This is a genomic window from Amycolatopsis sp. DG1A-15b (assembly GCF_030285645.1).
In the GTDB taxonomy this organism is placed as follows: domain Bacteria; phylum Actinomycetota; class Actinomycetes; order Mycobacteriales; family Pseudonocardiaceae; genus Amycolatopsis.
Genome location: NZ_CP127296.1, coordinates 5,567,219 through 5,589,724 on the forward strand (window position 1 = coordinate 5,567,219; position 22,506 = coordinate 5,589,724).

General features: G+C 72.6%; 24 protein-coding genes. 14 read left to right on the forward strand and 10 right to left on the reverse strand.

What is annotated here, in order from left to right:
- Positions 1-20: 20 nt before the first annotated feature.
- Both QRY02_RS25425 and QRY02_RS25430 read right to left on the reverse strand, forming a co-directional pair.
- Positions 21-920 (reverse strand): NADP-dependent oxidoreductase, encoded by a 900-nt coding sequence (locus QRY02_RS25425; RefSeq protein ID WP_285985360.1) that lies wholly within the window; start codon positions 918-920, stop codon positions 21-23.
- Between the two features lie 22 nt (positions 921-942).
- Complete coding sequence (locus QRY02_RS25430; RefSeq protein ID WP_285985361.1) at positions 943-1,515, reverse strand: nucleotidyltransferase family protein; 573 nt, start codon at positions 1,513-1,515, stop codon at positions 943-945.
- A 23-nt stretch (positions 1,516-1,538) separates the two neighbouring features.
- On the opposite strand from QRY02_RS25430, the gene QRY02_RS25435 reads away from it, so the two are divergent.
- Positions 1,539-1,985, forward strand: coding sequence for a GNAT family N-acetyltransferase (locus tag QRY02_RS25435; protein ID WP_285985362.1), 447 nt, complete (start codon positions 1,539-1,541; stop codon positions 1,983-1,985).
- Here the strand turns inward: QRY02_RS25435 and lpdA are convergent.
- The 4 genes from lpdA to QRY02_RS25455 form a co-directional block, all read right to left on the reverse strand.
- Positions 1,975-3,366 (reverse strand): dihydrolipoyl dehydrogenase, encoded by a 1,392-nt coding sequence (gene lpdA, locus QRY02_RS25440; protein ID WP_285985363.1) that lies wholly within the window; start codon positions 3,364-3,366, stop codon positions 1,975-1,977. The two genes, QRY02_RS25435 and lpdA, sit on opposite strands and share 11 nt — an antisense overlap.
- A 48-nt stretch (positions 3,367-3,414) precedes the next feature.
- A complete protein-coding gene (locus QRY02_RS25445) occupies positions 3,415-4,278 on the reverse strand; it encodes an alpha/beta fold hydrolase (protein WP_285985364.1) in 864 nt (287 codons plus the stop codon).
- A 31-nt stretch (positions 4,279-4,309) separates the two neighbouring features.
- Entirely contained in the window at positions 4,310-5,071 is a 762-nt protein-coding gene (locus tag QRY02_RS25450) for a lysophospholipid acyltransferase family protein (protein WP_502874130.1), read from the reverse strand.
- A 77-nt stretch (positions 5,072-5,148) separates the two neighbouring features.
- Positions 5,149-5,553, reverse strand: a complete 405-nt coding sequence (locus tag QRY02_RS25455) for a nitroreductase family deazaflavin-dependent oxidoreductase (protein WP_285985366.1) — start codon at positions 5,551-5,553, stop codon at positions 5,149-5,151.
- Positions 5,554-5,770: 217 nt separating this feature from the next.
- Between QRY02_RS25455 and QRY02_RS25460 the strand changes: the two genes are divergently transcribed.
- The 6 genes from QRY02_RS25460 to QRY02_RS25485 all read left to right on the forward strand — a co-directional run bounded on the left by QRY02_RS25460 (position 5,771) and on the right by QRY02_RS25485 (position 11,787).
- Entirely contained in the window at positions 5,771-6,811 is a 1,041-nt protein-coding gene (locus QRY02_RS25460) for a LacI family DNA-binding transcriptional regulator (protein WP_285985367.1), read from the forward strand.
- An 81-nt stretch (positions 6,812-6,892) separates the two neighbouring features.
- Positions 6,893-8,035 (forward strand): DUF993 family protein, encoded by a 1,143-nt coding sequence (locus QRY02_RS25465; protein ID WP_285985368.1) that lies wholly within the window; start codon positions 6,893-6,895, stop codon positions 8,033-8,035.
- Positions 8,035-8,847: a sugar phosphate isomerase/epimerase family protein gene (locus QRY02_RS25470; RefSeq protein WP_285985369.1), complete on the forward strand. Its 813-nt coding sequence runs from the start codon at positions 8,035-8,037 to the stop codon at positions 8,845-8,847. The genes QRY02_RS25465 and QRY02_RS25470 overlap by 1 nt, the downstream gene beginning before the upstream one ends.
- A 231-nt stretch (positions 8,848-9,078) precedes the next feature.
- Positions 9,079-9,741, forward strand: a complete 663-nt coding sequence (locus QRY02_RS25475) for an IclR family transcriptional regulator (RefSeq protein ID WP_285985370.1) — start codon at positions 9,079-9,081, stop codon at positions 9,739-9,741.
- Positions 9,742-9,787: 46 nt separating this feature from the next.
- Positions 9,788-10,498 (forward strand): response regulator transcription factor, encoded by a 711-nt coding sequence (locus QRY02_RS25480; protein WP_285985371.1) that lies wholly within the window; start codon positions 9,788-9,790, stop codon positions 10,496-10,498.
- Positions 10,499-10,500: 2 nt separating this feature from the next.
- Positions 10,501-11,787, forward strand: a complete 1,287-nt coding sequence (locus QRY02_RS25485) for a sensor histidine kinase (protein ID WP_285985372.1) — start codon at positions 10,501-10,503, stop codon at positions 11,785-11,787.
- A gap of 28 nt (positions 11,788-11,815) precedes the next feature.
- Here QRY02_RS25485 and QRY02_RS25490 read toward each other — a convergent pair whose 3' ends face one another.
- Positions 11,816-12,643, reverse strand: coding sequence for an SCO6745 family protein (locus QRY02_RS25490; protein WP_285985373.1), 828 nt, complete (start codon positions 12,641-12,643; stop codon positions 11,816-11,818).
- 219 nt (positions 12,644-12,862) lie between these two features.
- On the opposite strand from QRY02_RS25490, the gene QRY02_RS25495 reads away from it, so the two are divergent.
- The 4 genes from QRY02_RS25495 (at position 12,863) to QRY02_RS25510 (ending at position 17,428) form a co-directional block, all read left to right on the forward strand.
- On the forward strand, positions 12,863-14,254 hold the full coding sequence (locus QRY02_RS25495; protein WP_285985374.1) for an amino acid permease: 1,392 nt from the start codon (positions 12,863-12,865) through the stop codon (positions 14,252-14,254).
- Positions 14,251-14,994, forward strand: a complete 744-nt coding sequence (locus QRY02_RS25500) for a carbon-nitrogen hydrolase family protein (RefSeq protein ID WP_285985375.1) — start codon at positions 14,251-14,253, stop codon at positions 14,992-14,994. Before QRY02_RS25495 ends, QRY02_RS25500 begins: the two co-directional genes overlap by 4 nt.
- The gene (locus tag QRY02_RS25505) at positions 14,991-16,682 is read left to right on the forward strand and encodes a flavin monoamine oxidase family protein (protein WP_285985376.1); all 1,692 of its coding nucleotides are present in this window, start codon (positions 14,991-14,993) and stop codon (positions 16,680-16,682) included. The genes QRY02_RS25500 and QRY02_RS25505 overlap by 4 nt, the downstream gene beginning before the upstream one ends.
- Before the next feature lie 80 nt (positions 16,683-16,762).
- Positions 16,763-17,428, forward strand: a complete 666-nt coding sequence (locus QRY02_RS25510) for a TetR/AcrR family transcriptional regulator (RefSeq protein WP_285985377.1) — start codon at positions 16,763-16,765, stop codon at positions 17,426-17,428.
- A gap of 108 nt (positions 17,429-17,536) precedes the next feature.
- Here the strand turns inward: QRY02_RS25510 and QRY02_RS25515 are convergent, their stop codons facing one another.
- A complete protein-coding gene (locus tag QRY02_RS25515; RefSeq protein ID WP_285985378.1) occupies positions 17,537-18,268 on the reverse strand; it encodes a TetR/AcrR family transcriptional regulator in 732 nt (243 codons plus the stop codon).
- 67 nt (positions 18,269-18,335) lie between these two features.
- On the opposite strand from QRY02_RS25515, the gene QRY02_RS25520 reads away from it, so the two are divergent.
- The gene (locus QRY02_RS25520) at positions 18,336-19,208 is read left to right on the forward strand and encodes an alpha/beta fold hydrolase (protein WP_285985379.1); all 873 of its coding nucleotides are present in this window, start codon (positions 18,336-18,338) and stop codon (positions 19,206-19,208) included.
- A gap of 80 nt (positions 19,209-19,288) precedes the next feature.
- On the forward strand, positions 19,289-19,708 hold the full coding sequence (locus QRY02_RS25525) for a hypothetical protein (protein WP_285985380.1): 420 nt from the start codon (positions 19,289-19,291) through the stop codon (positions 19,706-19,708).
- Between the two features lie 78 nt (positions 19,709-19,786).
- Here QRY02_RS25525 and QRY02_RS25530 read toward each other — a convergent pair whose 3' ends face one another.
- Positions 19,787-21,025 carry a PucR family transcriptional regulator gene (locus QRY02_RS25530; RefSeq protein WP_285985381.1) on the reverse strand — a complete coding sequence of 413 codons (1,239 nt, stop codon included), beginning with the start codon at positions 21,023-21,025 and terminating at the stop codon, positions 19,787-19,789.
- A 127-nt stretch (positions 21,026-21,152) separates the two neighbouring features.
- Between QRY02_RS25530 and QRY02_RS25535 the strand changes: the two genes are divergently transcribed.
- Positions 21,153-21,998 (forward strand): SGNH/GDSL hydrolase family protein, encoded by an 846-nt coding sequence (locus tag QRY02_RS25535; RefSeq protein ID WP_285993914.1) that lies wholly within the window; start codon positions 21,153-21,155, stop codon positions 21,996-21,998.
- On the opposite strand, the gene QRY02_RS25540 is transcribed toward QRY02_RS25535, so the two are convergent.
- Positions 21,988-22,506 (reverse strand): pyridoxamine 5'-phosphate oxidase family protein, encoded by a 519-nt coding sequence (locus QRY02_RS25540; RefSeq protein ID WP_285985382.1) that lies wholly within the window; start codon positions 22,504-22,506, stop codon positions 21,988-21,990. The two genes, QRY02_RS25535 and QRY02_RS25540, sit on opposite strands and share 11 nt — an antisense overlap.

Below are 22,506 nucleotides of genomic sequence, written 5' to 3' on the forward strand. Positions count from 1 at the left end.
GTCCACATGGTGGGACCAGATCACTCAAGAAACGTGAGAACTATTTTTCCGCGGCCGTGTCCGGTTTCGATTTCCCGATGTGCGGCCGCGGCCTCGGTGTACGGGTAGGCCCGGCGCACGAGGAAGCGCAAGTCGCCCTTGGCGTAGAGCGCCGCCAGCTCGGCGAGCCGCGCGGCCGAGCGCCCGGACTTCGAGACGAGCACACCGAGTCCGGCGGCCCGGCCGTGCTCGACGAGGGTGAGGATCCGATTCCGCGCCTTCACCAGTTCGAGTGAGAGGTCGAGCGCTTCTCCGCCGGCCCCGTCGAGCACGACGTCGATGCCCTGCGGCGCGGCGGCCCCCACGCGGTCTTTCAGTCCTTCGCCGTAGACGACCGGAGTCGCGCCCAGTCCGCGCACGTAGTCCTGGTTGGCTTCGCTCGCAGTGCCGACCACCCGGGCGCCCCGCAGCTTCGCGAGCTGCACGGCGGCGGTGCCGACCGCCCCGGCGGCACCGTGGACGAGCAGCGTCTCCCCGGCACGCAGGTTCAGCGCGTCCAGGGCGATCGACGCGGTCTGCGTGCCGGCGCTGAACCCACCGGCGACCTCCCACGGCATTTCCGGCGGCTTCGGCGTGACGTCGGTGGCGGGGACGACGACGTACTCGGCGGCGGCCCGCACGGCGGTGAAGCCGAGAACTTCGGTACCGGCCTCGAGTTCGCCCTCGTCGACGACGCCGGCGAACTCGTTCCCGGGCACACGCGGCCAGGAGAGTGCCAGACCGGGCGGTTCCCACCCGGCCCGCACGGCGGCATCGTACGGCTGCACCCCGGCGGCCTTGACCCGCACGCGAACCTCCCCCGGCCCGGCGTGCGGCTCCGGCAGGTCGAGGACGCGGAGCACTTCGGGACCGCCGGATTCGGTGAACGCCACGGCTTTCATGGCGCCAGTCTGATACTTCGAGTCACCTCGAGGTCAAGACGGTCAGTTCCGGCCAGCCGGCCGACCACCGGGCGGCTTTCCGTTCGTAGACCTCCCGCGGCGCGAGTACCGGGTTCGGCCGGACGACCATGGCGAAGAGGTCGTCGAGCCCGTGCGGTGTGTGGAAGTGCCACGAGCCGTCGCGCGCGAGCCGCACCCCGACGCACGAGCAGACGGCCGGAAAGGCGTCGATCGCCGCCTCGGTGCTCGCGAAGGGCGGGCAGGGCGTGCCGAACTTCGCTTCGTACCAGAGGTGCACGCGGGCTTCGTTGCGCACTTCGACGTCGGCCGGGAGGTCTTCGCACGCGGCGGCGACCGACCGGATGACGCGGTCCTCCGCTTCCCGGCTCAGGTCCGCGGAGTCGTGGTAGAACAGGTCGTAGTCCTGGATGCCGTAGGTGGCTTCCCGGCCGGTCAGGACGTTCCACACGGTCTGCGCGACACACCCGGCGGTGAGGTACCAGCCCGGCAGGCCGAACCCGCGCGCCCGTCGCAGCAGTTCGACGAGGGTTTCGTTGCGGGACAGCGCGTCCCGCAGCCGGTCGAGGTCCGTCATCCCGTCATCGTAGGCTGGCGGGCATGGGCCAGATCGAGATCGTCCGCGCCGCGCCGGGCCAAGCCGGCACCCTGACCGCCCTCATGCACGCTTCCTCGGCCTACCGAGGCGAGTATTCGTCCATCTTGGACGGTTACGCCATCAGCCCCGGGTACATCGAGGGCAACCCGACCTTCACCGCCACGAGGGACGGCGAAATCCTCGGCTTCTACGCGCTGCTGGAAGCGGAACTCGACCTGGTCTTCGTCGCCGACCAAGCGCAGGGGCTCGGCATCGGCGCCCGCTTGATCGAGCACATGCTCGCCGAGGCCCGCTCGCGCGGCCTGGACAGCGTGCGCGTCGTTTCGCACCCGCCGGCGTTGCCGTTCTACGTCCGGATGGGTGCGCGGCGCACCGGCACGATCCCGGCGAAACCGCCGAAGATCCGCTGGGACCGGCCGGAACTCCGCTTCGACGTCCCTACATGTTGATCATGTGCCCCGCGAGGCCGTGGACCGCTTCCTTCACCGCTTCGCCCAGCGTCGGGTGGGCGTGGACGTTCCGGGCCACCTCGTGCACCGTCAGGTCCCACTGCTGGGCCAGCGTCAGCTCCGGCAGCAGCTCCGTCACGTCCGGGCCGATCAGGTGCCCGCCGATCAGCTCGCCGTGCTTGGCGTCGCTGATCAGCTTCACGAAGCCGCCCGGGTCGCCCAGGCCCTGGGCCTTGCCGTTGGCCGTGAAGGGGAACTTCGCCACCTGGACGTCGAAGCCCTTCTCGCGGGCCTGCTCCTCCGTCCAGCCGAAGCTGGCGATCTGGGGCTGGCAGTACGTCGCGCGCGGAATCATCGGGAAGTCGAGCTCCATCGTCTCCGCGCCCGCGATCGTCTCCGCCGCCACCACGCCCATCGACTCCGACGCGTGCGCCAGCATCAGTTTCGCCGTCACGTCGCCGATCGCGAAGATGTGCTCGACGTTCGTGCGGCCGCGGCCGTCCACGGCGATCGCGCCCCGGTCGGTCAGGGCCACCCCCGTCTTGTCCAGGCCGTAGCCCTCCACGCGCGGCTGGAAGCCGATCGCCTGCATGACCTTGTCGGCCTCGAGGACCTGCTCGCCGTTCTTCTCCGACGACACCGTCACGCGCACGGACGAGCCCGAGTCGTCGATCGACTCGACGCGGGTCGAGGTCAGCACCTTGATGCCGAGCTTGCGGTACCGGCGCGCCAGCTCCGCCGACACCTCGGCGTCCTCCAGCGGCACCATCCGGTCGAGGAACTCGACGATCGTGACGTCGACGCCGTAGTTGTGCAGCACGTAGGCGAATTCGACGCCGATCGCGCCCGCACCGGCGATCACGATGCTCGACGGCAGCTCGCTCGACAGGATCTGCTCTTCGTAGGTCACCACGCGCTCACTGCGCGAAGTCCCCGGCAGCAGCCGCGTCGTCGCACCCGTCGCGATGATGCAGTGGCCGAACGTGATCTGCTCGCCGTTCACCTCGAGGGTGTGGTCGTCGAGGAAGGTGCCGTGCCCGTCGAACTCGGTGATCTTGTTCTTCTTCATCAGGAAGTGCACGCCCTTGACGCGCCCGTCGGCGACCTGCCGGCTCCGCTCGTAGGCGGCCGTGTAGTCGACCTTGATCGGGCTGTCGGAGGAGATGCCGAAGGCCTTCGCCTCCTGCGTCACCACGTGCGCCAGCTCGGCGTTGCGCAGCAGCGCCTTCGACGGGATGCACCCGACGTTCAGGCAGACGCCACCCCAGTACTTCTCCTCGACCACCGCGGCGCTCAGCCCCAGCTGGGACGCGCGGATCGCCGCGACGTAGCCGCCCACCCCGGCCCCCAGCACGACGACATCAAAGTGTTGTGCACTCATGCCTCGAAACTACCCTTCGGGGCGCTGTTCAGCGGGGTGACCCGGGCCTCACGTGGCGAAGAGCCCGCGCAACGCCTCGACCACCTCCTCCGGCCGTTCCTCGGGCAGGAAGTGCCCGCAGTCCAGCACGTGCGTCCGCAGATCGGGCGCCCACGAAGCCCACACCGCCGCCGGGTCGAAGGGCAGCTCGGCGGCCGGACGCTGCCACAGCGCCGCGACGGGCATCGCCAGCCGCCGCCCGGCCGCGCGGTCGGCCGCGTCGTGCTCCGCGTCCACCGTCGCGCTCGCCCGGTAGTCCGCGCACACCGCGGCGATCGCCTCCGGCGTCGAAGCCGCCGCCAGGTACTCCGCCCGGACCGCCGGCGGGATCGCCGCCGGATCGAGCGTCCAGCCGTCCAGGAAGTGCCCGAAGAACTCCGAGGGTGCCGCCCCGAGCAGCCGCTCCGGCAGCGGCGGTGGGTGGGCGAGCAGGAAGAGGTGGAACGCGAACACCCCGTCGGTGCCCGTCAGCGACGCCCACAGGTCCACGGCCGGGATGACGTCGAGCACCGCCAGGTGACTCACCGCCGAGGGGTGGTCGAGCGCCGCCCGGAACGCCACCAGCGCGCCCCGGTCGTGCCCGGCCAGCGCGAACCGTTCGTACCCCAGTGCGCGGGCCAGCGCGACGACGTCCGCGGCCATGCGCCGCTTCGAGTAGTCGCCCGGCGGTTTGTCGCTGCCGCCGTAGCCGCGCAGGTCGGGGCAGATCACCCGGTGGTCGTGCGCCAGCGACCGCGCCACGTGCCGCCAGGCGAGGTGGGTCTGCGGGAAGCCGTGCAGCAGCACCACCGGTGGCCCGGCGCCGCCGTGCGCGACGCCGAGGTGCGCGTCCCCGACGGGAATCCGCTCGCAGGAGAACCCGGAGATCGTCATGCCGGCAGGTTCTCACCCACCACCGACAGTTTTAGGCAGCGACCGACGGCTCCTCGCCGCGGATCGACACCAGCAGCTCGGTGATCGCGGCCATGATCCGCGCCGTCGCCTCCTCCAGCACCGCGCGGGTCAGTTCGCGGCCGACGAGGTCGGAGAGGTCGACCGGCGGCCCGGCGACCAGCTCCACGGTCTTGCGCGGCAGCCCGCGCGGCAGCTTCGCCGTCGACGGCAGCAGGTGGTGGGTCCCCCAGTTGGCCACCGGGATCACCGGGGCCCCGGTCTCCAGGGCCGCCCGCACGACGCCGGTCTTGCCGCGCATCGGCCAGCCGTCCGGGTCGTTCGAGAAGGTGCCTTCGGGGAAGATCGCGACGCACTCGCCCGCCCGCACGGACGCCACCAGGTCGCGGTAGGCCTCCGCGGCCGTCGCCGCGCCGCGGTAGACCGGGATGTGGCGTCCCGAACGCATCACGCGACCGACCACCGGCAGCTTCCACAGCGACGCCTTCGCCAGGTAACGCGGGACGCGGCCGGCGGCGAGGCAGAACGCGGTGAGCGTCGTCGGGTCGGCGAACGACAGGTGGTTCGACGCCACCAGCACGCCGCCGGTCTTCGGGATGTGCCGCGCGCCCCGGACGCGGAAGCGGGTGGTCTGGACGAGGAACTGCCAGACCACCTCGATGGCGAAGCTGTACCAGGCGCCACGGCCGGCGCGGGCGAAGCGCCGGCCGTAGGCGATCATCCGGCGCCGGGTGAGCAGCTCACCTTCGAAGTCCAGGGCGGTCCAGCGGTCCATGGGTGTCATTCGTAGCCCACGACCGGCCGGATCGGCCCGCGCCCGCGCCGAACGCGGCGCAGATCACAGCAGGAATTTCACTGGCGCTCGAGCACCACGACGGGGATCTCACGGTCGGTCTTCTTGGCGTACTCGTTGTAGTCCGGCCAGACCGCGGCGAGCTTCTCCCACAGCTTCGCGCGCTCCTCGCCCTCGGCCGTGCGGGCGCGGGCGGTGAACTTGTCCGCCTTGACCTGCACGCCGACCTCGGGGTGCTCGACGAGGTTGAAGTACCAGCCGGGGTGGTTCGGCGCGCCGCCCTTGGAGGCCACGATCACCGGGTTTCCGTCGACTTCCTGGTAGATCAGGGCGAACTTGCGCTCCTGCCCGGTCTTGCGGCCCTTGGTGGTCAAGACCAGCGTCGGGACGCCTTCCTGCCAGTCGTGGCCGACCTCGCCGTCGGTCTCCTCGTAGCGGCGGACGTGCTCGTCACCGAACAGCATGCGTGTTTCCTTTCGTGGTCGGTCAGTCGTGGCGGGCTCACCACTTGAGAGTTCTCCTGGTTTGCAACACACACGCTACGAGCGATCTTCCCGCCTGCTTTCACTCGTTCGGGGGAGGTCCCCCGAGCAGCGGCTTCTCCGGACGCACCCTCCTCCCAGTAGATTGCACCGACCGAGCACGCGGAGACACTCGAGACCGATCTTGGAGGAGCCAGCCATGAAGGCCCGGCCGCACGTGACACTGGAAGACGTGGCACGCAGCGCGAACGTCTCGCTCGCGACGGCGTCGCGGGTGCTCAACGGCACCGCGTCCGTCCGTGCCGACCTGCGGGAGCGGGTGTCCGCCGCCGCGGCCGAGCTGGCCTACGCCCCCAACGCGCACGCACAGGCTCTCGCCGGCGGCACCCACCGCACGGTCGGCGTGATCTGCCACGACGTCAGCGACCCGTACTTCGCGGCCATCGCGGGCGGGGTGATGCGGGTGGCCACCGACAACGGGCTGCTCGTCATGCTCGCCGGCACGTTCCGCGATCCGGACCGCGAGGTCGCCTACGTCTCGACGCTGCGCGCGCAGCGGGCCGCGGCCATCCTGCTCATCGGCTCGGCCTTCGAGGACCGGGCGTGGGAACGCGCGATGGCCGCTGAGCTCGAGCCCTACCGCCGCGGCGGCGGCCAGGTCGCGGCGGTCAGCCGGCACCGCGGGCTCAAGATCGACACCGTGCAGCCGGACAACAAGGGCGGCGCCGCGGCGCTGGCGAAGGAACTGGTCGGCCTCGGCCACAAGCGGTTCGCCGTGCTGGCCGGGCCGCGGCGGCTGAGCACGGTGATCGACCGGCTGGCCGGCTTTTCCGCCGAGCTCGCCTCGCACGGCATCGAACTGCGCGAAGACGACGTCGTCGAGGCCGCGTTCAGCCGCGACGGCGGCTACGAGGCGACGAAGCGGCTGCTCGCCGGCCGCAAGCGCAAGCTGCCGACCTGCCTGTTCGCCGTCACCGACGTGATGGCGATCGGCGCGCTGACGGCGTTGCGCGAGGAAGGCCTGTCCGTGCCCGGCGACATCTCGGTGGCCGGCTTCGACGACATCCCGGTGGTCCGCGACCTGGCCCCGGCGCTGACCACCGTGCGGCTGCCGCTGGAAGAGCTCGGCGAACGCGCGATGGACATGGCGATCAAGGGCTCCGCGGGTGGCCGGCCGCGGACGATCCGGCTGTCCGGCGAAGTCGTCCTGCGCGAAAGCACCGGACGCCCCAAGCGCTGACCCCACCGGGCCTTGTCGCGGCGCGGCACAGGCCCTACCGTGGGTTGAGAAAGCGCTTTCTGACCCTTCCGGAGGTCCTCGATGCTCGTGCTCCCGGCCCCCGGCGGCGAGCTGCTGAACTGGTCGCCGTCCGGGCCACGGCCCCCCGCGCCCCCGAAAACGCCACAGCCGCCGACGACGTCACGCATCGCCTACGCCGCCGCGCACGTCGTCGCGGACGCGCTGGCCGACGAGCCCTACGCCGTGGACTGGGACACGACACTGGCCTTCCGCGAGCACCTCTGGTCGTGCGGGCTGGGCGTCGCGGAGGCGATGGACACCGCGCAGCGCGGCATGGGCCTCGACTGGGCGACGACGCAGGAGCTGGTGTCCCGCACCGGCGCGGTCGCGGCCGGGCGGCGCTGGTGCGCCGGGGTCGGCACCGACCAGCTGCCGCCGGGACCGGCCACCGTGGCGTCCATTGTGGACGCCTGGCGCGAGCAGCTCGACCTGGTCTCCCGCGCGGGCGCGGTCCCGGTGGTGATGGCCAGCCGCGCGCTGGCCGCGGCGGCGGCGGGCCCGGACGACTACCACGCGGCGTACGGGAAGCTGCTGTCCGAGGCGAGCGGGCCGGTCCTGCTGCACTGGCTGGGCGAGCAGTTCGACCCGGCGCTGGCCGGCTACTGGGGCCACCACGACGTCCGCGCCGCCGCCCGCGAGCTGGCGGCGCTCTGCGCCGAGCACGCCGCCACGATCGCCGGGGTGAAGGTCTCGGTGCTCGACGCCGAGGTCGAGGTCGAATTCCGCCGGGCCCTCCCGGACGGCGTCGCCTGCTACACCGGCGACGACTTCAACTACCCCGAGCTGATCGCCGGGGACGCCGAAGGCCACAGCGAAGCGCTGCTCGGCATCTTCGACCCGCTCGCCCCGGTGGCCGCGGCCGCGCTGCGGCGGCTGGGCGACGGCGACCGGGCCGGGTTCCACGCCCTGCTCGACCCCACCGTGCCGCTGGCCAGGGAGATCTTCCGCGCGCCGACCCGGCACTACAAGACGGGTGTCGTGTTCCTGGCGCACCTCAACGGCCACCAGGACCACTTCCGGATGATCGCCGGCCAGGAATCCGCGCGCACGATCACCCACCTGGCGACGCTGCTGCGGCTCGCCGACGAGGCCGGCGTGCTGGCCGACCCCGACCTGGCCGAGGCCCGGATGCGGCCGCTGCTGCAGGCCGCGGGGGTGGCGTGATGGACCCCCGGCTGAGCCTCAACCAGATCACCACGAAGTCCTGGTCGCTGCCCGAGGCGGTGGCCGGCTGCGCCGAGGCGGGTGTCGGCTGGATCGGGCTGTGGCGCGACAAGGTCGCCGAGACCGGCGTCGACGAAGCCGCGCGGCTGCTCAAGGAGCACGGGGTGCGGGTTTCGTCGTTGTGCCGCGGTGGGTTCTTCACCGGCGTGACGCCGGAAGGGTCCCCTGTGGACGGTGTGGCGCAGACCCGGGAGGCGATCGACGAAGCCGCCGCGCTCGGCGCCGACGTGCTCGTGCTGGTGGTGGGCGGGATCGCGGGCAACGACCTCGCCGCGTCCCGGCAGCGGGTCGCCGACGCGGTCGGCGAGCTCGCGCCCTACGCCGGGGAGCGCGGGGTCCGGCTCGGGCTGGAGCCGCTGCACCCGATGCAGTGCGCGGAGCGGTCGGTGCTGTCCACTGTGGAGCAGGCGCTGGCGATCGCGGTGGAGCACCCGGCCGAGCAGGTCGGCGTGATCGTGGACGAGTTCCACGTCTGGTGGGACCCGCGGATCGAGGAGTCGATCGCCGCGGCCGCCGGCCGGATCGCCGGGTTCCACGTGTGCGACATCCTGGTGCCGCTCCCGGACCCGCTGCTGGGCCGAGCCCTGCCCGGCGACGGCCCGATCGACCACCGCCACCTGCGCGCGGCCGTCGAAGCCGCGGGCTACACCGGGCCGATCGAGGTCGAGGTGTTCAACGCGGACCTGTGGGCCCGGCCGGGCGCGGAGGTGCTCGCCGAGACGGTTGCGGCGTTCGAGCGACACGTGGCCTGAACTCCACCCGCCGGCGGATAGCCGAGTCCGACGTGCGCAACACCCCTGGCGCCGCCCCGACCCGGCACTGAACCGCCCCTCCCCAGCGACCACCGCCCCGGTCAACGCGGACCAATGGGCCCAACCGGGCGCAAAAGCGCTCACCGAAACCACTACGGCGTTCGAGCGACACGTGGCCTAATCCGATCCGCCTGGCGGTACCCTGGGTCCACCAGGCAGACGGGGTCGCTCATGAAGGCAGACGAAGACGGATCGGTCCGGAGCGTGCTCCGCGCGTTCGACGTGCTCGCGCTCTTCACCGAACACCGCCGGACCTGGGCGGTCAAGGACCTCACCACGGCCAGCGGCCTGGCGAAGACCACCGTGCTGCGGCTGGTCGCCACCTGCGAACAGCGCGGCCTGCTGTGGACACGGCCGGACGGGCGGATCACCGTCGGGCCCGGGATGCTGCGGTGGGCGCAGCTGGCGAACACCGCTTGGCAGCTGCCCGAGCCCGTCCGCCAGGTGCTGCGCGAGCTGGCCCGGGAATGCCGGGAGACGGTGAACCTCTACGTGCGCAGCACCTCCGTGCTCGTCTGCGTGGCCCAGCAGGAGGGGCCGCTGGCCATCCGGCACGTCGGCCGCGTCGGCGACGAACTGCCGCTCGGCTTCGGGGCCGCCGGGCGGGTCCTCGACGGGGCCGAGGGCGCCGCGGTCAGCCACGGTGAGCCGGAAGCCGGCGCGTCCAGCGTCGCCGCGCCGGTGCACGATGGCGACGGACGGCGGCTGGCAGCCCTCGCGATCACCGGGCCCAGCAGCCGGTTCGGGCCCGCCGAGGTCGCCGCGTTCACCGAAGCCCTCGCCGCCGCTTCCGTGCGGATATCGCAGATCGGCCTCGCGACGCTGGCGGAATAGGCCACAGCCGTCCGGAAACCGGGGTGGCGTTGGTTAGGCTTCCGGCATGCCGAACCTGCTGGTGGTGGAAGACGACGCGGCGATCGGCAGCGTGCTCGAATCGACCCTGCGACTGCACGGTCACCAGGTGTGCTGGCGCCGCGACGGGCGGACCGCCCTGCAAGCCGCCGAACCCGGCGACTTCGACCTCGTGCTGCTCGACCTCGGCCTGCCCGACCTGGACGGCGTCGAGGTCTGCCGCCGCCTGCGGGCCGCGCTGCCCGCCGCGGTGCTGGTCATCCTCACCGCACGGCAGGAGGAGATGGACGTCGTCGTCGGCCTCGACGCCGGAGCCGACGACTACCTCACCAAGCCGATCCGGCTGGGCGAACTGCTGGCCCGGGTGCGGGCGCACCTGCGGCGCGGCGCGCCGGCCGGGGCCCGGCCCCCGGTGACCATCGGCGGGCTGACCGTCGACATCGCCGGCCGCCGCGCCGTCCTGGGCGGGCGTGAAGTGGTGCTGCGCGCCAAGGAGTTCGACCTGCTGGCCCGGCTCGCCGAGCAGCCCGGCGTCGCGGTCAGCCGGGAGACGCTGATGTCCGAGGTCTGGGACGCGCACTGGTACGGCTCGACGAAGACGCTGGACGTGCACATCGCGGCGGTGCGCCGCAAGCTCTCGGCGGCCGCCGGGCCGGACGACGAGGTGCCGCGGATCGCGACCCTGCGCGGGCACGGCTACCGGCTGGAAGACCCGGCGCGCACCGCCGCCGAAGGGTAGCCGTGCGCCGCCGGATCATTTCGCTCACGGTGCTGGCCGCCCTGGTCTCGACCGTGCTGTTCGCGCTGCCGCTGGGCATCGCCGCGACGCGGTACTACCGCGACGACAGCACCACCGAGCTGGAACGGGCCGCGGACACGGTCGCGCTCGCCGTCTCGCACGCGCTGGACGCCGGGCTGGCGCCCGAGGTACCCCCGCCCGGCGACGAGGACGACGACGCCGACCTCGAGGTGGGGGTCTACAGCCGGGACGGGCGGCTGCTCGCCGGGCACGGCCCGGCCGCCGCCGGCCCGATCGAGCGGCAGGCGGCGAGCGCCACGGTGGACGTCGTCACCGGCAGCGAAGGGGACGATCTGGTGCTGGCCGTGCCGGTGCTCAGCGGGTCCCAGGTCACCGGGGTCGTCCGCGCCGCGATGCCGCAGTCCACGCTGACCGTGCGGATCGCGCTCACCTTGCACGGCATGGCCCTGCTGGCGGCGGCGGCGATCGGGGCGAGCTGGCTGCTGGCCCGGCGGTACACGAAGCGGCTCGTCCAGCCCCTGGAGGAGCTGGCCGCCGCGGCCGGGCGGCTCGGCGACGGCGACTTCAGCGTCCGCTCGCCACGCGCCGGCATCCCCGAGATCGACCAGGTCGGCGAGACCCTGGACGCGACCGCGGCCCGGATCGGCGAGACGCTGGAACGCGAGCGCGCGTTCTCCGCGGAGGCGTCGCACCAGCTGCGCACGCCGCTGACCGGGCTGCGCCTGCAGCTCGAAGCCGCGCTGGAGACACCGGCGGCGGACCCGTACGCCGCGATCCGCGCCGGCATCGCCTCCGCCGACCGGCTGGAACGCACCATCGAAGACCTCCTGGCGCTGAGCCGGGAGCGCCGGGGGCAGCGAGCCGAGCTGAACCTCGGCCGGCTCCTCGACGAGCTCCGGCAGGCCGGCGAAGCCCTGCTCGGGCCGCAGGGACGGAGTCTGCGGATCCTCCTCGAGGACCCACCGCCGACGCACGCGGCGGCCGCGGCGGTCCGGCAGGTCCTCGGCGTGCTCCTGGACAACGCGGCGACGCACGGGCGCGGCGCGGTCACGGTGCTGGCCCGCGACGCCGGTGACGCACTCGCCATCGACGTCGCCGACGAAGGGCCGGACCTCGGCGAGACGGACCCGTTCGCGACCACGCCCCGCGGCCACGGCATCGGCCTGCGCCTGGCCCGCGGCCTCGCCGAAGCCGAAGGCGGCCGCCTCCGGCTGAGCCGCCCCGACCCGCCCACGTTCACCCTCCTGCTGCCCGCCGCTCCGGCGTGACGAACCAGGCAGCACGCGGGCGGCCCGGTCACATCGGGAAGACCGCCCGGAAGGCGGCCGAGATCGGTTCGAGGCCGGCCACCAAGCGAGCGAGTTCGCCCGGGGTCAGGGCGTTGTAGGGGGCTTCCGCGAGCCGGTCGGTCAGTGCCTCGACCCGGTCCTTCGTGGCCCGGCCGGCCTCGGTGAGCCAGCCGTCGGCGCCGACGAGGCCGCGGGCGCGCATGCCGTCGACGACCGCGGCCAGCTGCGCGGCGGGGAGGTGCCAGACCCGGCCGAAGTCCTTTGCCGGCAGGTCGACGGAGAGGGCGTGGAGGACGTGAGCCTCCGTCCCGCCGATGCCCTCGGCCACCAGCGCGACGATGTGGCCGTCGCCGCGGTGCTCGCGCAGCAGGGTGGCCGCGTGCCACAGCCGGGCCACCGGCTCCTGCGGGACCGGGACCGCGCGCAAGGCGGCGTAGAGCGCGCGGCCCTCCACCGGTGCGCTGGTCGCCGCCTTCAGCAGGAGGTCGCCGGCGCGCGCGACACCGGGGTCGTCGGCGAGGGCACCGAGGATCCGCCGCATCCCCGCGACGCAACCCCGCTCCCGGGCGGCCAGCGCCGCCTCGGGCGTGGTCAGGTCCCAGACGCGCGGGATGTGCCGGGCCACCTCACCCGGGGCGAAGTTGTAGAAGATCGCGTGGACGACCTCGGCCGGCACCGACCGGCCGAGCGGCGCGGCCCGGCCGGCGAAGTAGGCGTCCCACACGTTGCGCAGGCCGAGGGCCAGCAGGGCCTCGTCCGACTCGTCGGCGAAGTAGGGCACCAGGCCGATCGGCTCGACCAGGTCGTACATGCGGCGGGCGACGGGCTCGGACATCTTCTCATCCCCTGCGGGTTCCGGCGGCGCCCTCGTGGCGGCCGCTCACCCCCTCCACGAACGGCTTCCCCGGGATCCGACACCTCGGGATCAGCCACCCGGAAGAAGAAACGAATCGCCGCGAGCTGCCCACGCTGTGCAATGAATCACCTGTGATTCATCTGTACGAGCAATGTTCTCCTGTTTTGCGCTCCGGAAACGACCGTTACCGTCGTCGGCATGACTCTGCGAGCCGCGACGGTGCGGCGGAAACCGGTCGCCGACCTGGTCGCCGAAGGTGATCATGGCACGTTGAAGCGGTCGCTCGGCCTCGGGCAGCTCACCATGCTCAGCATCGGGGCGACGCTGGGCAGCGGCATCTTCGTCGTGCTCGGCGAAGCCGTCCCGGTGGCCGGCCCGGCGGTGGTGCTCTCCTTCGTGCTCGCCGGCGTCACGGCGTTGTTCTCGGCGCTGTCCTACGCCGAGCTCGCCGGGATGATCCCGCTGTCCGGTTCGTCCTACTCCTACACCTACGCCACGCTCGGCGAGCTCGTCGCCTGGGTCTGCGGGTGGTGCCTGGTGCTCGAATACGGCGTCTCGGTCGCTTCGGTCGCCGTCGGCTGGGGGCAGTACCTCAACGAGCTGCTGCGGCTGGCCTTCGGCTTCGCCATCCCCGATGCGCTGAGCCAGCCTCCGGGCTCGGGCGGGGTCGTCAACGTGCCCGCCATCCTCGTCGTCGTCCTCGCGATGCTCCTGCTGCTGTCCGGCGCCAAGGAGAGCGCGCGGGCCAACGCGGTCATGGTCGTGGTCAAGATCGCCACGCTGGTGCTGTTCTGCGCGATCGCCTTCAGCGCGGTGCAGGCGAAGAACTTCACGCCGTTCCTGCCGCTCGGGCTGGCCGGGCTGAGCGCCGGCGGTGCCAAGCTGTTCTTCTCCTACATCGGCTTCGACGCGGCGTCGACGGCCGGCGAGGAGGCGAAGAACCCGCAACGCGACCTGCCGCGCGCGATCCTGCTCTCGCTCGGCATCGTCACCGTGCTGTACTGCCTGGTCGCGGTGGCCGCGGTCGGCGCCCTGCCGTGGCAGCAGTTCGACGGCCAGGAGGCCGCGCTTTCGCACGTGCTCGACGTCGTCTCGGACAACCCGTTCTGGGCCGGCCTGCTGGCCGTCGGCGCGATCGTGGCGATCTCCAGCGTCGTGCTGACCGTCCTCTACGGACAGACGCGGATCCTGTTCGCGATGTCCCGCGACGGCCTCGTCCCGGCCGCCCTGTCCAAAGTGGACGTGAAGACCGGCTCCCCGCGGATCAACACCCTGGTCGTCTCGGCCTTCGTCGCGATCCTGGCCGCCTTCATCCCGCTGGGGAAGCTGGCCGACGCCACCAGCATCGGGACGCTGTTCGCGTTCGGCCTGGTCAACGTCGCGGTCCTGCTGCTCCGCAAGCGCCAGCCCGACCGCCCGCGCTCGTTCCGCGTCCCGCTTTCGCCGGTGACGCCGGTCCTGGGCGTGCTCTGCTGCGGGTACATGATGCTCAGCCTCGACGGCGCCACCTGGCTGGTCTTCGGCGCCTGGATGGTCCTGGGCCTGCTGATCTACTTCGGCTACGGGATCCGGAAGTCGAGGCTGGCATGAGGGTCGCCATCCACCAGGGCCCGCTCGGCGAGCTGCCCCGGATCGACGCCGACCTCGTGGTCACCGCGGAGATGATCACGACGGGCTACCACATCGGCGCGCGCACGCACGAGCTCGCCGAACCCGCCGACGGGCCCACGGCGGCCCGGATGTCCGCGCTGGCGCGGCAACGGGGCACCGCACTGGCGTACGGCTACCCGGAAACCGACGGCGAGCACGTCTACAACAGCGTCCAGCTCGTCGACGCGACCGGCCGCCGGCTCGCGAACTACCGCAAGACGCACCTCTTCGGCGACCTCGACAAAGCGTGGTTCACCCCCGGCGACGAAGCCGTGGTGCAGGCCGAGCTCGACGGCGTCCGGGTCGGGCTGCTCATCTGCTACGACGTCGAATTCCCGGAGCTGGTCCGCGCGCACGCGCTCGCCGGCACCGAACTGCTGGTCGTGCCGACGGCGCTGATGAGCCCGTACGAGCTGGTCGCCGACACGCTCGTGCCCGCGCGGGCCTACGAAAGCCAGCTGTTCGTCGCCTACGCGAACCGCTGCGACACCGAGCGCGAGCTGACCTACTGCGGGCGGTCGTGCGTCGTGGCCCCGACCGGCGAGGTGCTGGCCCGCGCCGGATCCGGGCCCGGGGTGATCGCCGCCGACGTCACGCGGGAGGCACTGGCCGCGTCCCGCCTGGAGAACACCCACCTGGCCGACCGACGGCCCGAACTGTACCGGGGAACCACCGCATGACCTCCGCCGTCCCGACCGCGATCCACCACGACGAACCGGCCGGCCGCCCGATCACGATGTTCGGCCCGGACTTCCCGTTCGCCTACGACGACTACCTCGCCCACCCCGCCGGCCTCGGCTCGCTGCCCGCCGAGCGGCACGGCACCGAGGTGGCGGTGATCGGCGGCGGCCTCTCCGGCGTCGTCACTGCGTACGAGCTCATGAAGCTGGGCCTGCGGCCGGTGGTGTACGAAGTCGCCGAGCTCGGCGGCCGGCTGCGGACCGTGCGGTTCCCCGGCTGCCCGGACGACCTCGTCGCCGAGATGGGCGCGATGCGCTTCCCGCCCGCGTCGACCGCGCTGTTCCACTACATCGACAAGGTGGGGCTCGAAACCACGCCGTTCCCGAACCCGCTGGCGCCGGGGACGCCGAGCACGGTCGTCGATCTGAAGGGGCGGAGCCACTACGCGCGCACACCCGAGGAGCTGCCCGCCGTCTTCCGCGAAGTCGCCGCGGCGTGGGACCGGACCCTGGCCGAGCACGCCTGTTTCGCCGAGATGCAGACGGCGATCCGCGACCGCGACGCGAAGACGATCAAGCGGCTGTGGAACGACCTCGTCCCGCGGCTGGACAACCAGACGTTCTACGGGTTCCTCTGCGACTCCCCCGCCTTCGCCTCCTTCCGCCACCGCGAAATCTTCGGCCAGGTCGGCTTCGGCACCGGCGGCTGGGACACCGACTTCCCGAACTCCATCCTGGAGATCCTGCGCGTCGTCTACACCGGAGCCGACGACGAGCACCGCAGCATCGTCGGGGGCAGCAGGCAGCTCCCCCTGCGGTTGTGGGAGCACGCCCCGCAAGACTCCGCTTTCTGGCCGGCGGGCACCAGCCTGAGCACCCTGCACGGCGGCCGTCCGCGACCCGGCGTCGCGCGGCTGCACCGCACCGCACCCGGCAACATCACCGTGACGGACACCGAAGGGCACATCCGGACGTTCCCGGCCGCGGTGTTCACCGCGCAGAGCTGGATGCTGCTGTCCAACATCGAGTGCGACGAAGCACTGTTCCCGATCGACCACTGGACGGCGATCGAGCGCACGCACTACATGGCGTCATCGAAGGTGTTCGTGCCGGTCGACCGGCCGTTCTGGCTGGACCGCGACCCGGCGACCGGCCGCGACGCGATGAGCATGACGCTCACCGACCGGATGCCGCGCGGCACCTACCTGCTCGGTGACGACCCGGCCGCGCCCGCGGTGATCTGCCTGTCCTACACGTGGGCCGACGACTCGCTGAAGTGGCTGCCGCTCCCGGTGGGCGAGCGCGTCGAGGTGATGCTCCAGTCGCTGCGCGAGATCTACCCCGGCGTCGACGTCCGGCGGCACATCATCGGCGACCCGGTCACCGTGTCCTGGGAGGCCGAACCGCACTTCATGGGCGCGTTCAAGGCGAACCTGCCCGGCCACTACCGCTACCAGCAGCGGCTGTTCACGCACTTCGTGCAGGACGAGCTGCCGCCGCGGTACCGGGGCCTGTTCCTGGCGGGCGACGACATCTCGTGGACGGCGGGCTGGGCGGAGGGCGCGGTGCAGACGGCGCTCAACGCGGTGTGGGGCGTGCTGCACCACTTCGGCGGGGCAACCGATCCGGCGAACCCCGGGCCGGGTGACGGCTTCGCGGACATCGCGCCGATCACTCTCCCGGACTGACCGTGCCCCGATCGTGGGAGGACATCCGACATCGTGCTGACTACCCTGCCCGGCGCAACGGCCCGTGCGACGATGGGCGGATGAACACCGAGCCGGCGCCGAGATGGCGAAGACTGGAACCGGACGAACGGAAGGAACAGATCTACACCTGTGCGGCGCGGCTCTTCGGCGAGCGCCCGTATTCCGCAGTGTCCACTTCGGACATAGCCGCGGCGGCCGGCGTCGCGCGGGGGCTGATCAACCACTACTTCGGCACGAAACGCGAGCTGTACCTGGAAATCATCCGCCGCGCGCTGACCGTGCCGCGGCTGGCCGTCGAGATCCTCCCCGACGGGCCGCTCGATTTGCGCGCCGACGTCGCCATCGAGTGGTTCCTCGACATGGTCACCAGCCAGGAGCGGATGTGGCTGGCCGCGATCGCCCCCGAGGGCATCGGCCGCGACCTCGAGGTGGAGCGCATCCTCGAAGAAGCCGACCGCGAATCCGCCGACCGCGTGCTGGAGGCCGTCGGGCTGTCCCGGGAGAGCGACCACGGGCCGGAGCTCAACGCCCTGGTGCGCGCGTTCGGCGGGATGGTGAAGGCGGCGGGCCGGGAGTGGCTCGTGCGCCGCTCGCTGACGCGCGACCAGGTGCACCTGCTGCTGTCGAAGTCACTGGTGACCCTGGTCGGCGAGATCTTCCCGGCCATCCAGGCCGAGCCGCCGCGCACCGGCCCCCCGGCGCCGCGGCAGGGCGACCCCGGGTAGACCGAAGCCCCCGGCGCCACGAGGGGGAGGAGGGCGCCAGGGGCTCCGGGTCAGTGGGCGAACCACCGACGCAGGCCCACGGTACGCCGAGGCACTGTCAAGTTGCTGTCAACCCGAGATGTCCGGATTACGAAGTTCGTCCAGGCGGTGCGCGAGCCCGTCGAGGCACCGCCGAACGGCATAGTCGTAGAGCTGCGCGTAATAGCCCGAGGCGAGATCCGGGTCGCCCATCAGGTCGTGCATCGCCGCACCCAGCTCGGCCATCCCGGGCAGGTCGGCCCGCTCGCGGTAGGTCGCGTACTCCTCGGTGTTGTCGATCCGGAGCGCGAGCGCGCCGTCGCGGTCGTCCTCCATCGCGACGAACTGGCACGCGGTCATCAGCAGCAGGTTGTAGGCCAGCACGCTTTCGCGGCCGAACCCGGCGGCCAGCAGCACGCCGACGCCCGCGTCGATGGTGCGCGTGGCCGCCTTGACGGACGGGCCGAACAACGCCAGCCGCCGCGCGCACCCCGGATAGGTCCGCAGCACCGCGCGCAGGCCGGCCAGCAGCTCGGTGAACCACTCCTGCCACGGCAGCTGTTCCTCCGGCAGCTCCAGCAGCCCGACGACCCGGTCGACGACGGCGTTCACCACCGCGTCCCGGTCGCCGACATGGTGGTAGATCACCGCCGGGTAGGCCTCGACCGAGCGGGCGAGCTCCCGCAGGGTCCAGTTGTCCAGGCCGCGCTGGGCGGTGAGGGCCGTGGCCGCGCTGACGATGCAATCGGCTGTCAGCGCGGGCAGTCCCGCCGCGGCCCGCGACCGGGGGCGCTGTCCCGTGCCCGAGGATGAGGTCGGCATGGGGGGTAACGGTAACCGCACCGCCCGGGCCGGTGCCAGCTCCGCGCGGGTACGGCAGGATCGGGGTATGGCACGCGCACAGGCCAACGGTCTCGAGCTCGAGTACGACACTTTCGGCGATCCGGCGGCCCCGCCGCTGGTCCTGGTGATGGGCCTCGGCGCCCAGATGATCACCTGGGAGGACGGGTTCTGCGAATTGCTCGCCGGTCGCGGGTTTTTCGTCGTGCGTTACGACAACCGGGACGTCGGGCTCTCCACCTGGCTCGACCACCTGCCCCCGCCGGACCTCGCCGCGCTGGCGGCCGGCGATTCGCCGACGGCGCCGTACACGCTGTCGGACATGGCCGACGACGCCGTCGGGCTGTTCGACGCGCTCGGCATCGACCGGGCGCACGTGGTCGGGGCGTCGATGGGCGGGATGATCGTGCAGCAGCTGGCCATCGACCACCCGGACCGGCTGCGGTCGATCACGTCGATCATGTCGACCACCGGCGACCGGGAAGTCGGGCAGGCCGAGCCGTGGGCGCTGGCGATGCTGACCCGGCCGCCGGCGTCGACGCGTGAGCAGGCGCTGGCCGACAGCGTCGAGGGCTACCGGCGGCTCGGCTCCCCCGGCTACCCGGACGACGAGGCGTTCCTGCTGGCCAAGGCGGCCCTGCACTACGACCGCGCCCGCCACCCGGTGGGCACGCTGCGCCACGCGGCGGCGGTCGTGGCGTCCGGCGACCGCACGGCCGGGCTGCGTTCGGTGCGGCTCCCGGCATTGGTCGTCCACGGCGACGCCGACCCGCTGATCAACGTGAGCGGCGGCAAGGCGACGGCCGAGGCAATCCCGGGCGCGGAGCTGGTCGTGATCCCGGGCATGGGGCACAACGTGCCGCGCGCGGTCTGGCCCGAGCTCGCCGACGCCATCGAGGGCGTAGCCGCGCGAGGTAAATGAATCGTAAAGATCCCGGAGCTCGGTGTAGAGAATGTGTCCTGGCCCACGCTCGTCGTCGTCCCCGGGACTGGACTGGACGGATGACAGAGGGCTTCGGATTTCCGTTCGGGTGCGTGGCCGCCGTCGCCGCGGTGATCGTGGCGGACCTGGCCGGGGCGACGGGCCACCCCTGGTACGCGCTCGTCACCCTGGGAGCGGTCGTCCTGGCTGTTGCTCACCGAAGTCCCCCCTTGGCGGCAACGGCGGTGACGGTGGTCGCCTGGGCCCTCCACACGGGTTTCGTCCTCGGCCGCCTCGGCGAGCTCACCTTCGACGCGCCGGCCCGTCTCGCCGCGCTCGTCCTCGCCTCGGCCCTGGTCACCGGCCTCCTCGCCCGCGCCGCCGTGTCGACCTCCCCATCACGCGTGTCGTCCCTCCAGACACGCGTGTCGTCCGTCCAGGTACGCGAGTCGTCCGTCCGGGTACGCGAGTTCGCCGACCGGGTACTGCGAGCCCCGTGATGGAGGGTCGACTCGCGTGATCAGAGGGTCGACTCGCGTGCTTGAAGGGACGACACGCGTACCTGGGTGGACGACACGTCAGCGGTGGGGGCGGGTCGCGCGGCGGGCGGCCACGGCCGCGATGATGCGGGGCAGGCCTGCCGGGTTGAGCGGGTCGATGCCCGTCAGGTCGCGGACGCGGCGGAGGCGGTAGTCGACCGTGTTGGGGTGGATGTGGAGCTGGGCCGCCGTGCGGCGGCGGTTCGTGTCCAGGGCCAGGTACGCGTCCAGCGTTTCGACCAGCTCCGGGTGGGCTTCCAGGGGGTCGAGCGCCGCCGCGAGGCGGTCGCGGGCCGCTCCCGGGCGGGTCAGCTGGTACTCGACCAGGACGTCGTCGAGGCGGTACAGCCCCGGCGGCCGGCCGAACCACCGCAGCACGTCCAGCACCTCGCCGGTCTGCGCGGCCACCGCCCGGACCTCCGCCGGGGCCGCCGGTTCCGCCGCCGCCAGCACGGTCACCCCCGCCGCGCGCCCGGCCGCGGCCAGCACCGCGTGCCACTCCGGCATCGAGGTCAGCCGGCCCGCGACCGGGAGCAGGACGAGCCCGCCCGGACCGTCCAGGGACGCCAGCACGCCGTCACCGCACGCCTGCTCGAACGCCGCCAGGAACCGGCGGAGCTTGCGGCGGACGGCGATCTCGGCGTCCACCCCCGGCGACTCCTCGTCGGCGTGCGGCCCGAGTTCGACGCTCAGCACGACGTACCGCGCGGGCAGCGCGATCCCGGCGCTGCGGGCGACGACATCGACCGGGCCGCCGTCGACGAGCACCGACAGCAGCGTCCGGCGCGCGGTGTGCTCCTGCCCGACCTTCGTCCGCAGCTCCTCCAGGTACCCCCGCGTCACGGCGCCGGTGACCGTGCCGACGAACGCCAGCACCCGGTCCGCGACGTCGAGAAGATCGGCGACGTCCGCGCTGCCCGACGAAGCGGAGCCGACGGCGAAGATCTCCCGCGCGCCGACGTGGTACGCGGTCAGCACGGCCTCCAGCGGAAAGCCCTCTTCCGCGCGGCGGACCGCGGACGCGCCGACCTGCCGCAGCTCGGCCGCGTTCAGCTCGCGATCCTCGCGCAGGCTGCGCGCGAACGCCCGCACCGCCTGCCGCGTGATGCCCGCGATGTCGCCGGCCAGTTCCTCCACCGGCAGCCGCCGGTAGTCGGCGACCTCGGCCTGGATCCGCGCGAGCACCCGGGCGATCAGCTCGGGTTCCTCCCGGGTGAGCCGCTCGTGCACGCGCTGCCCGCCGAGGGTGAGGTCCCCGCCGCGCTTGTGCTCGGTCACAACCGATCCCCCCGTTCTCTGCCCGGATTCCCAGTCAATCCGGCCACGCCCGGTGCCGATGGTGTCACGGAGACCAACAATCAGCACTGCGTCAAGAGAACAGCGTGTCAAGGAGGACGGCGTGCGAGTGAGGACGACGGCGTTCATCGCGATCATGGTCATCGCGCTGGCGGGCGCGACGGCGGGCACGGCGGCGGCGGGCACCGCCGGGGAATACGTGGCACTGGGGGATTCGGCGGCGGCCGGGCCGCTGATCCTGCCGCCCGACCTCTCCTCCCCCGGCTGCCTCCGCTCCCTGGCGGACTACCCGCACGTCGCCGTGAAAGAACTCGGCGTGCCCCTGAAGGACGTCACGTGCTCCGGCGCGACGACGGCGGACATGACCGCCCCGCAGCAGACGTCGTCCGGCGCGGTGCCGCCGCAGCTGGACGCGCTGAGCGAGCAGACCCGCACGGTGACCGTGACGATCGGCGGCAACGACATCGGCCTGGTCGGGGCCGCGACGAGCTGCATCAACCTGCTGCCCGGCATCAATCCCGACTGCGTCGACCGGTACACCGCCGGCGGCCACGACCAGCTGGCCGAGAAGATCGCCGCGTTCGAGCCCGTGTGGGGCGCGCTGCTCGACGCGATCCACGCGAAGGCGCCGAACGCCGACGTCTTCGTGGCCGGCTACGGCACCTACCTGCCGCACAACGGCTGCTGGCCGATCGCGCCGCTGACCCCGCGCGATGCGAACTACATCCAGGGCAGCGTCGACAAGACCAACGCCGCCCTCGCCCGGCAGGCCGCCGCGCACGACGCGCGCTACGTCGACGTCCGGACGGCCTCGATCGGGCACGACGTCTGCAAGCTGCCCGGCGTGAAGTGGTTCGAGAGCGTGATCCCGACGTCGGTCGCCGCGCCGCTGCACCCGAACGCGGACGGCATGGCCGCGATCGGCGGGCTGGTCGCCGCGGCGATCAGCGGCTGAAGTCCCAGCGGGCGGCACCGTGCGGCTCGGCGGTGGCGACGCCGATGGCCCGGTGCAGCGTGAGCCGGTACAGGTGCCACGGCGCCGGCCCGGCGCTCGCCGCCATGAACGGCGCGTTGAACCCGCCGTCCTCCACCGTCGCGGGCCAGCCGCCCTCGCGGTAGACGGCCGCCACCCGCTCCAGGACCTCGGCATCGGCGACCCGGTGGGCCTCGCCTTCCATCGTGACGTCGAGGCCGCGCAGCCGCACCGACACGCTGCACGCCGGGTTCGCCGCCAGGTTGCGGGCCCGGCGGGTGCCGGGCCCGCTCACGAAGTACAGGGTGTCGTCCACCCAGATGGCGCCGACGCCGGCGGCGTGCGGCCGCCCGTCGGGGCGGACGGTCCCGACGAAGAACGTCAGGTCTTCCTTGGGGGTCTGGGTGGCGAGGAGGTCGCGCGCCCTGCTCCACGGCAACGCCGCGGACCCGGATCGGTCGAGGTTCTGGGTTTTCGTGGGTTCGGTCAT